This is a genomic window from Runella sp. (assembly GCF_965279615.1).
GTDB lineage: Bacteria > Bacteroidota > Bacteroidia > Cytophagales > Spirosomataceae > Runella.
Genome location: NZ_OZ257252.1, coordinates 1,549,462 through 1,566,492 on the forward strand (window position 1 = coordinate 1,549,462; position 17,031 = coordinate 1,566,492).

General features: G+C 45.1%; 8 protein-coding genes. 7 read left to right on the forward strand and 1 reads right to left on the reverse strand.

The window, feature by feature from the left end:
- Window positions 1-145: 145 nt before the first annotated feature.
- From ACQY73_RS06850 to ACQY73_RS06870, 5 genes are all read left to right on the forward strand, one after another.
- Entirely contained in the window at window positions 146-736 is a 591-nt protein-coding gene (locus ACQY73_RS06850; RefSeq protein ID WP_428663277.1) for a DUF4136 domain-containing protein, read from the forward strand.
- Window positions 737-773: 37 nt separating this feature from the next.
- Window positions 774-1,442 carry a hypothetical protein gene (locus ACQY73_RS06855; RefSeq protein ID WP_428663279.1) on the forward strand — a complete coding sequence of 223 codons (669 nt, stop codon included), beginning with the start codon at window positions 774-776 and terminating at the stop codon, window positions 1,440-1,442.
- Window positions 1,443-1,712: 270 nt separating this feature from the next.
- Window positions 1,713-8,246 (forward strand): amino acid adenylation domain-containing protein, encoded by a 6,534-nt coding sequence (locus tag ACQY73_RS06860; RefSeq protein WP_428663281.1) that lies wholly within the window; start codon window positions 1,713-1,715, stop codon window positions 8,244-8,246.
- A 30-nt stretch (window positions 8,247-8,276) separates the two neighbouring features.
- Window positions 8,277-12,272 (forward strand): non-ribosomal peptide synthetase, encoded by a 3,996-nt coding sequence (locus ACQY73_RS06865; protein WP_428663283.1) that lies wholly within the window; start codon window positions 8,277-8,279, stop codon window positions 12,270-12,272.
- Complete coding sequence (locus ACQY73_RS06870; RefSeq protein WP_428663285.1) at window positions 12,269-12,949, forward strand: 4'-phosphopantetheinyl transferase family protein; 681 nt, start codon at window positions 12,269-12,271, stop codon at window positions 12,947-12,949. Before ACQY73_RS06865 ends, ACQY73_RS06870 begins: the two co-directional genes overlap by 4 nt.
- Window positions 12,950-13,043: 94 nt before the next feature.
- On the opposite strand, the gene ACQY73_RS06875 is transcribed toward ACQY73_RS06870, so the two are convergent.
- Window positions 13,044-13,421, reverse strand: a complete 378-nt coding sequence (locus ACQY73_RS06875; protein WP_428663289.1) for a response regulator — start codon at window positions 13,419-13,421, stop codon at window positions 13,044-13,046.
- A 442-nt stretch (window positions 13,422-13,863) separates the two neighbouring features.
- Between ACQY73_RS06875 and ACQY73_RS06880 the strand changes: the two genes are divergently transcribed.
- Both ACQY73_RS06880 and ACQY73_RS06885 read left to right on the forward strand, forming a co-directional pair.
- Window positions 13,864-15,222: a Gfo/Idh/MocA family protein gene (locus ACQY73_RS06880; protein WP_428663292.1), complete on the forward strand. Its 1,359-nt coding sequence runs from the start codon at window positions 13,864-13,866 to the stop codon at window positions 15,220-15,222.
- A 278-nt stretch (window positions 15,223-15,500) separates the two neighbouring features.
- Entirely contained in the window at window positions 15,501-16,919 is a 1,419-nt protein-coding gene (locus ACQY73_RS06885) for an oligosaccharide flippase family protein (protein ID WP_428663295.1), read from the forward strand.
- The last annotated feature ends 112 nt before the right edge of the window (window positions 16,920-17,031 follow it).

The following is a 17,031-nucleotide window of genomic DNA, read 5'->3' on the forward strand; positions in this document are numbered from 1 at the left end:
CCAACGTTAATATACCAATAGAAAGAACGGTAATATACTAAAGAAAAAAAGATAAAAATTCTTCCTTTAAAGGCTGAATTCTCCGGATTTTCTACAGAATGGTACCTTTATTTTGAATCAGTAATTAACCTAATGATTAACGTCCATGAACAAGTACGTAAAAACAGTGTCAGTGGTTTTCGGAATGATCGCCCTGACCTTATCAACCGCTTCCGCTCAAATAAGTGCCGGAATTAACCCCAAGGCAAATTTGGGTGCGTACAAAACCTTTGCCTGGCTTGACCCCGATATTAAGGCCGGTCCCAATCCAATGTATAAAAGTGAACTTTTAAACAGTACTGTCAAAACCGCCGTCAATACCGAGCTGACCATCAGAGGAATGAAAGAAGACGAGCAGGCTCCCGATGCCCTCATTCAGTTTCATACGTACACACAGCAACAGCAACGCACCAATTATTCGGGAGGCTACCCATATATGGGTTATATGGGCGGATGGGGACGTTGGGGCGGTTTCTATCCCTACGGAATGGGATGGGGAGGCGGCAACGCGTACCAATACCGATACACCGAAGGCACGTTGGTAGTGGATATTTTGGATGCCCGAACCAAAGAAGTACTTTGGGAAGGTGTCATTCAGGGAACATTGAACGGCAAACTGAACCGTATCCAGAACCAGATCAATTCCGGTGTGACCAAAGTGTTTAAAAAGCATTATCCTATTCGTATCATGGGATAATGTAATTCAAAAACTGATCAATTAATCATTAAATACCATGAAAAATCACACTCATCCTCATCTTCTATGGTTAAGAAGAATGACCTATGCGGGGGTGGTTGCCATCGTTACCGCTATCACGCTTAACTCCTGTGCACCAAGAACATACACTATCGCAGATGGCACAACGTATCAAAGTTATACTCCTCCTGCATGGGCACCTCAAGGGGCTGCAATGGCGGGGGTACAGTATTATTACCTGCCCGATTACGGCATGTATTATGATTTGTCCTCGCAAATGTATTGGTACAATAACGGAGGAATTTGGGCTTCATCCGCCTACCTGCCTTCCATGTATGCCGGTATCAATCTCAATACTGCGTACATTGTTTTACTGCAACAGGGCCTTCGAAATCCGTGGTATAACAACGCCTATTACGTTCGGCATTACCCCAACCGTTGTTACATAGACAGCCGGGGAATTGCTTCACCTAACAGGGTTATAAATGCATCGAGTTTCTCAACGGCAAGAACTTTTAGCCAAGGACGTACCCGTCCTTCCTACCAATCGTCTTCTCCGAGAACTTCATCTGTTCCACAGGCGCGGCCTTCTTATTCGGCCCCTTCCCGCGGGTTCAGCAATAGTGGAAGTTTTGGCGGTCGTCAAAGTTATAGCGGCGGTGGCGGTTTCAGAGGCGGTGGCGGTATGCGTGGAGGCCGTCATTAATATCACATTGTAATACAGTTTCTGCTGAGTAATAATAAATAATCTTTCATAAACACCATTCTATCCTGAGTGGTGTTTATTTTTTATGTTGAATATTTTTGATTTTAGCCTTATTGGGGAATAAAAAAAGAATGACCGATCAATCTCATTTTGACACAAACAAAATTAATTGTCAGGATTTGAAATTATCTTTATACCAATTAAAATATCTTTTATACCAAAAAAAATTATCTTTGTCTACAATCTATTAGATTAAAATTAGATTAAAGAATGATTTTGACTAATCAGCCTCTTGTTCACACCTTGATTGAGCTGTTCTTAAAACAATCAATTTTATCGGGAGATGCAGTAGCGGTACAGTATCAGGCAGAACGTCTCACGTATAATGAGCTTGCAGAAAAAATCGTCGCGCTTTCTTCCAAATTATCAGGTATTCCGGAAAAAACCATTGTTGTAAGTGCAACTCGTTCACCGGACATGATCATTCATGTTTTGGCAGTGCTTCATTCCGGTAGAGCCTATTTACCGTTGGATGCTTCTTATCCTGTAGAACGCTTAAAACAAATCGTAAAAGACTCCGGTGTAAAAACCGGTTTATATCCGGCCGATGAAGAGGCCATTTTTGATAAAAAACTTAATCTGGTCAATCTTTCAGGTCTTGGACAGATTGGTATACAACAAAGTACAATTGCTTCGCCGAATACGTATGTTCTTTATACTTCCGGTTCTACGGGTGTTCCTAAAGGCGTTTGTATGGGTAACGAAGCCCTGGCCAATCTTATTCATTGGCAAAACAACAACAGCAGTTGCGGACAGGGCACTAAAACCCTGCAATTCTCACCTCTGAGTTTTGATGTTTCGTTTCAGGAAATCTTCGCCACACTTACAACGGGCGGAACCTTGGTATTGATCAATGATGACCAACGACTAAATCCGTCGGGGCTGCTGGAATTTATTGCAAAGAATAACATTAACCGCATTTTCCTTCCGTTTATAGCACTGCAATTATTGTCGGAAACCGGCGTAAACAATCAGAACTTCCCCGCTTCGCTGACAGAAGTGATGACGGCCGGCGAGCAGCTCAAAATAACTCCTCAGGTACGGGCTTTTTTCGCTGCTCTTCCCAATTGTAAACTTTATAATCAATATGGTCCGACAGAATGTCACGTAGTTACTCAGTTAGTCCTTGAAGGGCCAACAGATGCGTGGCCTGAATTGCCTTCCATTGGGACTCCCATCGACAATGTTTCTATTTTTATCCTCGATGAGCACCAAAAACCCGTAAAAGATGGCGTGGAAGGTGAATTATGCATCGGTGGTGTTTGTTTGGCCGAAGGATACCTGAATCAACCGCAACTGACGAAGGAGAAATTCCAACAATGGAAGCATCCGAAAGAAGGACTCCAACGTATCTACAGGACAGGCGATGTGGCCCGCAAGCTACCGGATGGTGCGATTGAATTTTTGGGCCGAAAAGATGATCAGGTAAAAATAAGAGGCTATCGCATTGAAATAGGAGAAATAGAGGCCGCTCTCAATAAATTACCGGATGTTACACAGGCCGTAGTGGTTGTAAATAAAGACATTCCGGGTCAAAACCGACTGATTGCTTACCTTATGTCGGGCAAACAGGAACAGGAGTTGAACCTGCGAAAACAGCTTTCCGCCATTCTGCCCGACTACATGATCCCGTCGGGGTTTGTGATTGTCAGCGAATTTAAGCGTACACCCAATGGAAAAGTAGATAAGAAATCGTTACCTAATCCTTCCCTTCAACGGCCCGCTTTACAGTCGCCCTATCGGAAACCTTCTACCTTGGTTGAGCAACAGACGGTGGCCATTTGGGAGGAACTTCTGTTGTTGACACACCTTGGTGCAGACGATAATTTCTTCGAACTCGGCGGAAACTCCCTGTTGGCCCAAAAGACCGTTGTGCTCCTGCAACAACGTCATGGGTACGTATTGCCTATCACCAAATTGTATCAATTCCCTACCGCCGCCGGTATTTCGGTTTTTCTGGCGGGCGATGATAAACCGGTCAGATTACCCATTGTTCCGGCAATTGCAGTTCAGCAGAAAGACATCGCGATCATTGGCATGGCCTGCCGCTTTCCGGGCGCAGATACCATAGAAGGCTTTTGGGACATCCTGGTCAATGGCAAAGAAACTGTCCGTTTTTTCAAACCCGAGGAGTTGGACAAACAGATTGCCGAAACCTTGAAAAACGACTCCTCGTACGTAGCCGCTCGGGGAATCATCGAAGGGATCAAAGACTTTGACGCTGAATTCTTTGGGCTTACGCCTGGATTGGCCGAAGCAATGGACCCTCAACAACGTATCTTTCTCGAAATAGCGTATGAGGTGTTGGAAACCGCCGGGTACCTCTCGGCAAAAGAAGAAGATTCCGTAGGGGTTTTTGCCGGTTGCGGCAACAATACCTATTACCTGAACAATGTATTTTCCAATAAAGATAAAATAGAGGCTATTGGCCAATTTCAACTCAATACGGTCAACGAAAAGGATTACATCGCCAGCCGAACCGCCTATCAATTAAACCTGAAAGGGCCCGCTGTGAGCGTATTTTCAGCCTGCTCTACATCATTGTTAGCAGTAGCACAGGCAACGGAAAGTATCCGAAACGGCAAATGCAGCATTGCCATTGCCGGCGGAGCCAGCGTGACCGTGCCGGTGTCAAGCGGACACCTGTATCAGGAAGGTGCCATGTTCAGCAAAGACGGCCACACGCGTAGCTTTGATGCCGATGCTACCGGAACCGTTTTCAGCGACGGAGCAGGTGCCGTATTGCTCAAATCGCTCGAAGAAGCCGAGCGCGATGGAGATCATATTTATGCCATCATCAAAGGAACCGGCGTCAATAATGACGGCGGTGAAAAAGGCAGTTTTACCGCTCCCAGCGCCTACGGACAAGCCACCGCCATCGCGATGGCGATACAGGATGCCGCCGTTGATCCTTCTACCATCAGTTACATCGAAGCCCACGGAACCGCCACTCCCATTGGCGATCCGATTGAAATAGAGGGATTGAAAATGGCTTTCGGTCCGCAGGAACAAAGTCATTTTTGTGCCGTCGGTTCTGTAAAATCAAATTTCGGACACCTGACCCACGCCGCCGGTGTGGCGGGGCTTATCAAAACGGCCCTTGCCATGCAGCATGGGGTATTGCCCGCTTCCATCAATTACCGTAAACCCAACCCCGCCCTTGGCTTGGAAACAAGTCCTTTCTTTATCAATGATCAACTCAATGAGTGGAAAAATGAGAAAAAACGGGCAGGAATCAGTTCTTTTGGCGTAGGTGGTACCAATGTACACGTTGTTGTAGAAAGCTATCCAACCCCTGTACCGGTTCCGCAACCACCCGAAGAAGACTGGCAATTGATCACTTGGTCGGCGCATTCCGTCCGGAGTGCCGCTGATTACGGAAGCAAACTGGGAGAATACATACAAGCTCATCCGGAAGCAGCACTTGCTTCGGTAGGCGCTACACTCCAATCTACCCGCAAAGAGTATCCTTACAAACGGTTTCTGGTGGCAAAAGATGCGTCTACGGTAGCGGCCGCTTTGCAAGACCCTATACAGACCAAAACGCCTGTTGCCTCAAATTCAGTCCCGGAAGTGGTGTTTGTTTTTCCGGGACAGGGCACGCACTATGCTTTTATGGGTCGGGAATTGTATCAACGATTCCCCGTATTTCGGGAAGCCATGGATGCTTGCCGCACTATTTTAAAAGCGCAAATAGGGGTCGATATTTTGGAAATAATCTCTCCCGGCGAAGATACTTATGAGACCGAAGGCTTAAACAATACCCTTTATGCTCAGCCGGCGTTATTTTCTGTTTCGTACGCGTTGGCAAAACTATGGATGAGTATGGGCGTCAAACCTCATGCTTTTATTGGTCATAGTTTAGGAGAATTCGTTGCCGCTCATCTTTCCGGGGTCTTCAGTTTGGAGAATGCGTTAAAACTGGTTGCTACACGCGCAACCATGGTAAGTACGCTTCCCAAAGGTTCTATGCTTGCCGTCAGGGTTCCCAAAGAACAGGTGAGCAGTCTGCTGGAAGAAGGGATTTTCCATGCATTAATGAACTCTCCGAACAATCATGTATTTTCCGGAGAGACCGAAAAGATAAACGGTTTGATCGAAAAGGTGAAAGAGCTGGGACTTGCGCACGCGCCGGTCAAAACCAGTCATGCGTTTCATTCCCCGGCCATGGAACCTGTGATCGCTCCTTTCCAAAGTATTGTTGCCTCTGTTACGCTGAATCCGCCCAGAATTCCCATTATTTCCGGCGTTACAGGAACGTATTTAAAAGACAGCGAAGCTACGTCGCCTTCGTACTGGGCCAATCACCTGAAGGCAACCGTGCGTTTTTCTGACGCGATCACTTTTGCGATGGAAGAATCCGGTCCCGTATTTCTGGAAACAGGCCCGGGCAATATCCTTTCATCGTATATTAAACAACAAAATAAACGTTGGGTTGCCCTGGAAAGTATCACCTCCAATACCCCGGAAACCAAACAATTGCTTTTGTCGTTGGGGCGATTGTGGCAACTGGGTCTGAAACCTTCCCGGTCGGGTCTTTATGATGCTTCTTTACCCAAGCTTCATGACCTGCCCAATTACGCATTCCAACGTAAAAGGCTTTGGTTAGAGCCAATAGTGACCGATATACCAAAAACGACCTCCACAGTTACACCATTTGTATTTAATTCAATTCCCGAAACAATTCCTCAACCCGTGAACAGAAGCGCTGTATTATCCGAAAGAATAAGGCAAATCCTGGAAAACGCACTAGGTGTTGAGCTTGGAAATGCCGACGAAAATCTTCCATTTATCGACCTTGGAGTTGACTCACTTCTGTTAACTCAGTTGTCACTTACGTTAAAAAAAGAATTCTCAGTTCCCATCACATTCCGTCAATTAAGCGAAGAATACGGCAGCCTTCAATCATTAGTGGCTTATTTGGATCAACAACTTCCGGCCGAAAAATTTGCCCCGGTGGTTGGGCCCAAACCGCAGCCGATCATGGTATCGACCCTTCCAATGAATGGAAATGGTACTGCCGGCAACAGCTCGCTTACGGCGTTGGACCAGATCGCTCAACAATTACAGGTACTTACGCAACAGGTACAACTGTTACAAAATACCGGCACTACTCCGCAGGTTGTTCAACCGCAACTTCCGGTCAAGACAGCGGCGCCGGCCCTCAGTACCGTAAGTATTAATGCTGAAGAGGCCGCCGAACTGAAAAAACCTTTTGGCGCAACGGCCAGAATTGAACGACAAAAGACCTCTTTGAACGAGGTTCAAAAGAATTTCATTCAACAATTTACCGTCGTTTATACTAAGAAAACCGCTAAGAGTAAAGAATATACCCAAAAGCATCGCGCTTCCATGGCCGACCCCCGGGTAGTGACCGGGTTTAAACCCGTCATCAAAGAAATTGTCTACCCTATTGTGGTCAGCAGTTCAAAAGGAAGCCGGGTAAAAGACATTGACGGGAATGAATACATTGACGCCCTGAATGGTTTTGGTTCCAATATGTTGGGCTATCAGCCTGATATTCTGACAACTGCCATCCGTGAGCAGATGGACAAAGGGTACGAGATCGGTCCGCAGCATGAACTTGCCGGCCCCGTGTGCGACCTTATCTGCGAGTTTACCGATTTTGACCGGGCGGCGCTGTGCAATACCGGCTCAGAAGCCGTACTGGGTGCCATCCGTATTTCACGCACGGTGACGGGGCGTTCGCTGATCGTTGCCTTTACGGGTTCGTATCATGGCATCAATGATGAAGTGATCGTACGGGGTACCAAAAGCCTGAAAAATTTCCCGGCCGCTCCGGGCATCATGCCGGAGGCGGTTCAGAATATGCTCATTCTTGATTACGGAACCGAAGAGAGCCTTCGAATCATCCGCGAACGCGCCGATGAACTGGCAGCGGTGTTGGTTGAACCCGTTCAAAGCCGACGTCCTGAATTTCAACCCGTTGATTTTCTGAAAAAAGTCAGAGAAATAACGGCAAATTCAGGAACCGTTCTTATTTTTGATGAAGTAATCACCGGTTTCAGAGCACATCCCGGGGGAGCACAGGCTATTTTTGGCATCAAAGCCGATTTGGGTACCTACGGAAAAGTAATTGGCGGCGGCTTGCCGATCGGCGCTATTGCGGGAAAAAAACAATTCATGGATGCATTGGACGGCGGATTTTGGCAATATGGCGATGAGTCTGTTCCCGAAGTAGGGGTCACTTACTTTGCCGGAACTTTTGTAAGACATCCCCTGGCACTCGCCGCTGCAAAAGCATCCTTGGAATATATGAAAACCAAAGGAAAAGCGTTACAGGATAAGCTCAATGAAAAAACTGCCTATTTGGCCAATGCCTTGAATGAAGTCTGTGAGCGGTACACCATCCCTTTATACAGTGTTCATTTTGGGTCTTTATGGAAAATAAAATTAAAAGAAGAGTATCCATACAATGAATTGGTATTTGCCGTAATGCGCAGCAAAGGGATTCATATCTGGGAAAACTTCCCCTGCTTTCTGACCGAAGCACACACCAAAGCAGATATTGACCAAATTATCCGGCAATTTGAACAAAGTGTAAAGGAACTTATTGAGGCAGAGTTGATTCCCGTATCGGCAAAGCAAGAGTCAGCACTCATTACCGACGCAACTAAACCGCCGGTCATTGGCGCAAAATTGGGGTTAGATCAGGAGGGCAATCCGGCGTGGTTTGTGTTGGATACACAACGACCCGGAAAGTTTTTGAAGATAGAAGCATGAAGAAGATCAAATTGAGCAATGACTAATGTTATGTATCACTTTACCCCTATTGATTATAACCCTTTTGAAGGGACAGAAATTGAAAAAGCGGCTCCGGCAACAGAATCACAAAAAGAGATCTTTATTTCGACGCTTATTGGGGAAGATGATGCCAACAGAGCTTATAATGAATCGTTTACCTTATTATTTACCGGTGATTTCAACGTTATAGCATTCCGACAGGCCTTTGATGACCTGGTAAAAAGGCATGAGTCGCTCCGAACCACCATCAGCGCTAATGGAGAAAAAATCATCACCTTTAAAACCCCTTTCTTTCAATTAGAAGAAGAAGATATTTCCGGCCTTGAGGCTTCAGAACGGGAAGCACACCTTCGCCGCCTTGCCGACCTCGAAGCCGACACGCCTTTGGACATTGTAAAAGGACCTTTGTTCAGGCCTTATCTGGTCAAAACCGGCAACGATACCTGGCAATTTACCCTTACCGGCCATCATATTATTTTTGACGGCTGGTCGTTGGGTATTTTATTGCAGGACCTTGGAAAGCTCTATTCGGCCTATTATAAAAACGATTTCCCTAAGTTACCTGCCGTTGTTCAGTATTCTCAATATGCTATTGAGGAATATCAATTTCAGAAAACGGAGGAATACACAACAATCAAAAACTTTTGGATAAAACAGTTTAAGGATAACACCCCCGTTTTTGATTTTCCAACTGACTTTCAAAGGCCCGCTACCCGTTCGTATCAAAGCCGGCGCAATGATTACCCTATTGACCTCGCGCTGGCCGCAACACTGAAAAAAGTAGGTGCAAAAAACGGAAGCAGCTTCATAACAACCCTCATTGCCGCATTTGAGATCTTTCTTCATAAGGCTTCGGGAAAAAATGATGTCATTTTCGGATTGCCCACAGCGGGCCAATCCGTGACGGGAAATACGTATCTTATCGGCCATTGCGTGAACATGCTGCCTATCCGCAGTCATCTTAATCCATCCCTGACCTTCGCCGAATACCTCAGAAATCGGAAGTCGGCGATTCTTGATTGCTATGAACACCAACAGATCACGTTTGGCAGTTTGCTCAAAGAGATCAATGTTCCAAGAGATCCTTCGCGGGTCACGCTGGTGCCGGTTTCCTTCAATGTGGATCTGGGAATGACCAACGATGTCTATTTCGAAGGTCTTTCCTATAAACTTATCAGCAATCCAAGGCATTACGAAACTTTCGATTTTTTTCTGAATGCCAGCGGTTCTGAAAGCGAAATGATCTTTGAATGGTCTTACAATACCAATCTGTACACGTCTGATACCATTTTAAAATCACATCGGCATCTTGAAACTATCTTACAACTCATAGCGGAAAACCCGGACATACAGATCCATGATCTGCCCGGCGTATCACCGGTTCCCAACGATTTGGCCTATGAGAAGTTGAATGATACCTATAAACCTTATCCTTCTCAAAAAACGGTTGATCAATTGATCTCTGAAGTGGCTGCTGCCAACCCGTCTTCTACAGCGATCAATTTTAAAGGGACAAAAATTTCTTACAAAGAGCTGGATGAAAAAGCCAATCAGTTTGCTCATTATCTTATTAAAAACGGCATAAACCACGGCGACATCGTTGGTCTTTCGATGGAGCGTTCGACGTATTTGCCGGTGGCTATTCTGGGAATTTCGAAAGCAGGGGCTGTATTTCAGCCAATAGACCCGGATTATCCTGTGCAAAGGATCAATTATATTTTGCAGGATGGCGGAGCAAAAACACTGATCACTTCGCTCAAATACAAGCATTTATTTGAGTCGGCACTCGAAACGATCTCCATTGAAGAAATCATTCCCCAACTCAAAAACCATAAATCGTCAGCGCCCACTGTTGCCCGCAGCAGCAGCGATCTGATCTATATTCTGCACACTTCCGGCTCTACAGGCAAGCCCAAAGGCGTACAGATCGAACACCGAAATGCGGTCAGTGAATTGCTCGGAATGAAAGAAGTGCCCGGGATGCAGGCCAATGACCGAATTTTGTCCATTACCAACATCTCCTTTGACATTTTCTATTTCGAGCTTTTTTTGCCGCTTCTTTCGGGAGCAACCATGTTCATGATCGATTCCGGCGATTCAAAAGATGCCCGAGAGATCGTTGAGTGTGTGCATCGGGAAAAGATCACTTATTTACAAACTACTCCCTCGGTATGGAACAGTATTCTGGAAGTTGCGGAAAACCGATCGCTGCCGGTCAAGGCACTTTGCGGGGGTGAGGCGCTTTCCAAAGACCTCATCAAAAAGATGCTGAGAAAAGTAAATGAACTTTGGAATGTATACGGCCCCACCGAAACCACGATCTGGGCTACAGCCAAAAAAATATCCGAAGACGATGAGATCATTACCGTTGGCAAGCCTATCCAAAACATGCGCGTTTACCTGCTCGACGAATACAAACAACTTGTACCGGCAGGTTCTGTGGGCGAAATATACATTGCAGGTGAGAATGTAGGCCGGGGATACATAAATCAACCTACCCTTACGGCCGAACGGTTTGTGCCCGATACGGTGCTTAATCTGGCCGGTCAACGTATGTACCAATCGGGGGATCTGGGCAAATTATTGGAAAATGGTGAAATACAGTGCCTTGGTCGGATAGATCATCAATTGAAGGTCAATGGATTCAGGATCGAGCCACAGGAAATTGAATATTCCATGACCGTTGCTCATCCCGGCGTACGGCAGGCAGTCATCAAACCTTTCAACCGGAACAACCATACGGTGCTGGCAGCTTTTTATACGTTGGAAAATGACGGGGAAGTATTACCGGCCACTGCCTGGAAACAATTGCTGAAAGCCTACCTTCCGGGCTATATGGTTCCTGAATATTATGTGGCATTGGATGAATTTCCATTGACCCCCAATGCAAAAGTTGATAAAAACAGTCTGAAGGTTCCGGAAAGTTTATTGAATCGGGTACAGGAAAGCAATCCGCTTACCCCGACGGAATCAACCGTCATGAGTATATGGCGGGAGGCTTTGAAGAATGAACATATTGAGTTGGACGGCAATTTCTTCGAAATTGGCGGACACTCATTGGTGGCCGCCCAGGTAATGCACCGGATTCATCAGGTTACGGGTAAAAAACTGCCGCTTGCTATTCTTTTTGAAAGTGCTACCGTGCGCACACTTGCCGCCGCCATTGACCAAAAAGAAGGAGGACTACCTTATAAATCGCTCGTGCCCATCAGAGCTGCCGGCTCAAAAACACCCCTTTTTATGGTACACGGAGCCGGGCTCAATGTATTGTTGTTTTCGCCGTTGGTCAAGTATTTTGACGAAGATCAGCCGATCTATGGGATTCAGGCCCGAGGGCTTGACGGAAGACCCATCGAGGCTGACACCATAGAAGGTTTGGCCGCCATTTATAATAAGGAAATTTTGGAGGCAAACCTGGGCGATGAATATGCCATTGTGGGCTATTCTCTCGGTGGAATTATCGCCTTTGAAATGGCAAAACAATTGAAAGCCTTGGGAAAAAAGGTAAAACTTCTTGGCACCATCGACACGTTTATCGACAATGAAGATTACCATTTGTCGACCATTGACCGTTACAAAACAAAGCTCTTACGTCAGCCCAAAAAACTCAATTTTATCTTACAGAATTTAATCAAAGACCCTAAAGAAACCATTCGCTATCAGGCATATATATCAAAAGTAAAACTAAAATCCATGTTTGGCAACGCGGTAACGGAAGAGGCCAAAGAATTAACCATTGAGGATAAGATCAATCAACATTATGAGAAAGCCTATTTGAAATATAAGCTGACTCCTTATGATGATACCATTTGCCTTTTCAGGGTTTCCAAACGAATCTATTACATTGACGACCCCGTTTATTTGGGTTGGAAGCCATACACGCCCAAAGGAATCATTGTGACCAACGTTCCCGGCGACCACAAAACATTTTTGCTTCCTCCAAACGATAAAGCGTTTGCCAAAAAACTTCAGATGGTCTTGAATCAAATCGTTGATGGTCAATGAGACATATAACCTTTCGAGAGTGGGACAAGTCTGCTTTTTCACTTTCCCGAAAAGTTAAAACTCATGTTGTTTTGGTGCGCAGGAGCAGCTTTCAGGACGTTAGAGAAGCTGTTTTTGCGGGAGTAAGTAACGAAGAAGCCGAACGCGCCGAACGCTTTTTTCATGCCAAAGACAAAGAACTGTACCTGTTAGGCAAATTCGTTTTACGAAGTATTTTAGCCGACCTAACGGGGCTATCACCCAAAGAAATTACGTTTTCGATTACCGGTAACAAAAAACCTTTTTTTCAGGAACAGGAGTTTAATATTACGCACACAGGCGACCATATCTACCTCGCATTCAGCCCTTTTGCCCTTGGAATTGATGCTGAAAAAATCAATCCTGATTTTGACCCGCAACCCATCATTGATTCCTGCTTTTCAGAAGAAGACCGTGCAAAGTTATTGTCAGGAAATGACCGGTTGAATTTTTACACTGTTTGGACAAGAAAGGAAGCTTTGCTGAAAGCGACGGGAGAAGGGCTTTGCGATGACCTGAAACAGGTAAGAGCCTTGCACGATGAGGTAAAAAGAAATGGCCGGAATTACTTTTTATCCACACGTTTTCACGACAATTACATAGTCAGTTATGCCACACTCCACCCTGACACCGATGAGGAATGTTGGATATGGGATTAATACAGTACTTAGTTTTTAGCAATAAGTATCCTGCCTGAAGTAGGCTTTCCAAATTTTAAGTATCTGCCAAACATGACTTGGGAAGTCTACTTCACTACTGTTTACTTTTATTCAGTTGTTTTTCAATGGCTGAGATCAGATCTGAAAACTCAAACGGCTTTGTCACATAATCGTCAGCCCCCATCAGTATACCCTCACGTCTCTCAGCAGCCCCGGCCATAGAAGTCAAAAAAATGAAAGGCGTATTGGCTTGAGCGCCGGAGTTACGAAGGATTTCCAACACCTGATACCCATTCATAAAAGGCATTGTAATATCGCACAGAATAACATCAGGCTGAAAGCTGACTATTTTCGAAATTCCATCTTTTCCATTAACGGCCATGGCAACTTCATACTCTAAAAGGGTCAACATTTCAGCAATATTCTCGCGAATAAAATCTTCATCATCTATGATCAAAACTTTATAACTCATAATCTCTTGTCAGTATAGCTATCGTTTTGTACAGATTAAAATTCCGAGCCGATGCGATAGGAGCCGAATTTTATACGAAAGAAGGGGTGATAGTTTAGGAGTTGACCGACCAACGCAGCAACGAGTTGTCTTTTATTCGAAAAGCTTAAATACGTGAGTTTCATAAGATGGATGGATATCTATTATTAGTTGAGATTTCTCAGGCCGGACTCAAGCACCGAACCTTGGCAAATTCAATTCCAATTGCGGAGTAATCGACGAAATTTAGCAGAACATCCGATAAATAAAAAAACAATTTATTAAGTGGTTTTTCAGGATTAGCACGTCATTTTTCGTTTGCATAAACGGCTGATTTAAAGTTCAGTATAATACCCTAAAATTGGCCTTATAAAAAAAATGTGAGCGGTAAAAACAACTATTCACCCTAAACCTCGTAAACAAAATGAAAAACAAGCCTACCCTGGATTCCCGCCGGGATTTTTTGATCAAAGCAGCTACGGCGGCGATGGCCGGTCCCCTATTATTCCATGAAGAAGCTAATGCCGCTCCTTCAAAACTGCGTCACGCCTGCATCGGCGTTGGAGGTATGGGATGGGGCGATCTGCAACAGTTCAAAAAACATCCCAATGTAGAGATCGTGGCACTATGTGATGTGGATGAAAAAAACCTGAAACGAGCTTCCGAATTTGCACCGGGTGCCCGGACGTACACCGATTGGCGGGAATTATTAAAAGCAGAAGCAGACCATATTGATTCTGTGAACGTAAGTGTTCCCGACCATAACCACTTCCCCATCGCCGTACAGGCCATTCGGAACAAAAAACACGTCTATTGCCAAAAACCAATGTGCCATGACGTAGCCGAGGTACGGGCATTGACCAAAGAAGCCGTTAAAGCGGGGGTAACTACCCAACTCGGCACTCAAGTTGCGTCCGGCTTGGGCGACAGAACCGCCGTTCAGTGGATAAAACAGGGCATCATCGGCAAAGTAAAACACGCTTATTTATGTTCCAATCGCCCGGGTGCCGTAGCAAAATACAGATTGGTAGGGCCGCGTCCCACCGAAGTTCACGAAGTACCGGCCCATTTGCATTGGGAGCAATGGTTGGGCACGGCCCCGGTTCGCCCCTATGCTCCGGATATTTATCACCCTGCTATCTGGAGAACATGGCAGGATTTCGGCACAGGTTGGTCGGGCGATATTGGATGCCATATTTTTGATGCAGTATGGAAAGGATTGGGCATGAAAGCACCACTATCGGTAAAAGCAGAGGTCCAGAAATCATGGCAGGAATCGCCGGCACGCCGCGCCGATACGTGGCCACAGGGAAATCATATTACGTGGCAATTCCCGGGCAATGACCTAACCGCCGCAAACACCTTGCAAGTGGAATGGTTTGACGGAGAGTTTTATCCGCCTCAGGAAATCAGGGACCTGTACAAAGCCGAAGAATACCCGGCCGAATCGGCCATGCTGATCGGTACTGAAGGCGCTTTATTGGTGCCTCACGGAAAAATGCCGGTCATCATTCCTACGGGAAAAGTAAAAGAATATACTACTCCAACATTGGCCGAACGTAATCATTATCATCACTTTGTAGATGCGTGTTTGGGCGGCGAAAAAACGGAATCGCATTTTGCCCAATCAGGCCCCATGACCGAAGCTGTTTTACTGGGCACCATTGCGATTCGGGTCCCCGACCAATTGCTCGAATGGGATTCCGTCAAAATGAAATTTCCGAATCACCCAGATGCTGAGCGCTATTTACGCCGTACGTATCGCGGGGGCTGGGAAGTATAAGGAGTGTTGACCGGTCGGGTTGTGAGCAACCCGACACACTATCCGTGCGGAGGGTTGCTCACAACCCGACCGGCTGACCATCAAAGCAATATTTTCCTGTAAATCCGAAAACTTTCGCTCGACTTCTAAAAACTCATACCTACCGGAAAACCGTTTTTTTTTAATTCAGCTACTATTTAAGAGAACGAAGCAACCTTTTTGGGGAGTAATCGGTATAGGCTAAAACGGCTTACCGTCGTTCTGCTTTTGTCACGTAAAAACCAAAACAAGATTTGTCATTGAAAAAAAACAGGTTGCTTCAAAACCTTTCGGCAAATACGTCTCAACTCCTGTTTAACCAGTTGCTTGGATTGGTTATTTTCTATCTTTTATCCACTGGGCTTGATAAATTCGATTTTGGTCAATTAAATCTGGCTTTGGCAATAATGCAGTTTTCCTTCAATCTTTTATCATTAGGCATAGACCAGATTTCTATCCGAAAAACAGCCTCCGGCGAGAATATACAATCGCTGCTTTCATTGTATCTGTACCATGTGCTGCTAACGGGTTTTTTGTTTTTCGGGTTAGTGTTTGCAGGCAAGTATTTCATCAGTCCGGAAGGAGGGCTTTATCCCCTACTCATCTTTATCGCCTTTGGCAGGCTAATGATTTATTTATCAACCCCTTTCAAACAATTAACCATCGGCTTAGAGCGTTTCAGGATTCTTTCGTTGATGCTGATCATTACAAACTTTGTGCGCAGTTTCGGCTTGATACTGTTAACCGCTTTAAAGGTATTGTCTTTACAGTCAACGGTTATTGTTTTTATTGCCGGCGATGTGCTTGAACTTGCGGTCTGTATTTATCTTTTTAGCCGTCATACGCATATTCCTATCAGGATCAGCCTGAATATGGGTAAATATCTCCAATTACTGAAAGAATCTTTACCGCAAACCGGAGTAACTATTCTAACTTCGGCCATTGCCCGTTTCGACTGGATCTTTATTGGCTTTATAGTGTCGACCGTCAAACTGGCTGAATATAGTTTTGCATACAAAGTTTTTGAAATGGCCACTTTTCCGCTCTTGGCCATTGCTCCTTTGCTGATTCCCCGCTTTACCAAGATGTTCACAAAAGACCGGGTACGTATCAATGAATTGGTATTTTTAATGAGAGCAGAGATGGTTATTGCCGCATCGACGACGTTGGTATTAAACATCCTCTGGGCGCCGATCGTTGATACCATTACGGCCGGAAAATATGGCTCAGTCAACAGCAACACCATTTTTCTGCTTTCACTCTGCTTTCCGTTTCTTTATCTGAACAATTTCTATTGGACCATTTATTTTGCTCAGGGACAAATGCGCATGATATTAAAAGGATTTGCGATTACTTTTATCGTCAATGTAGGTCTTGATTTGGTACTGATTCCTTTTTTAGGGAACGAAGGTGCCGCTCTCGCTTTTTTGGTGACATGCGCAGTACAGACTTTTTTTTATGCAAGCCAAAACAAGCTAACCGAACTAAACATTGTTTGGTATACTATATTAATGTCAACCGGCGCTGCTTTTGTCAGCGGTTTTATTGCTAAACTCTTCTTTACCAATCATATCCTTGTTTTAGTTTTAGCCTTAGGTATTTTTTTAACGTTGCTGTTGGTAACATCTCAGCTCAAACTCAGCGACCGCAAATCCATCCGCAGCCTTTTCATTGAATAAAAAACAATAAAACCACTTTGTTACAGGCAACCATTCCGATTTAATACCCGTATTGTCATCAGAGCATGAAAGCGTTATTTTCGGCTGATTCCTGCGGAAAAAGCGCGATCCA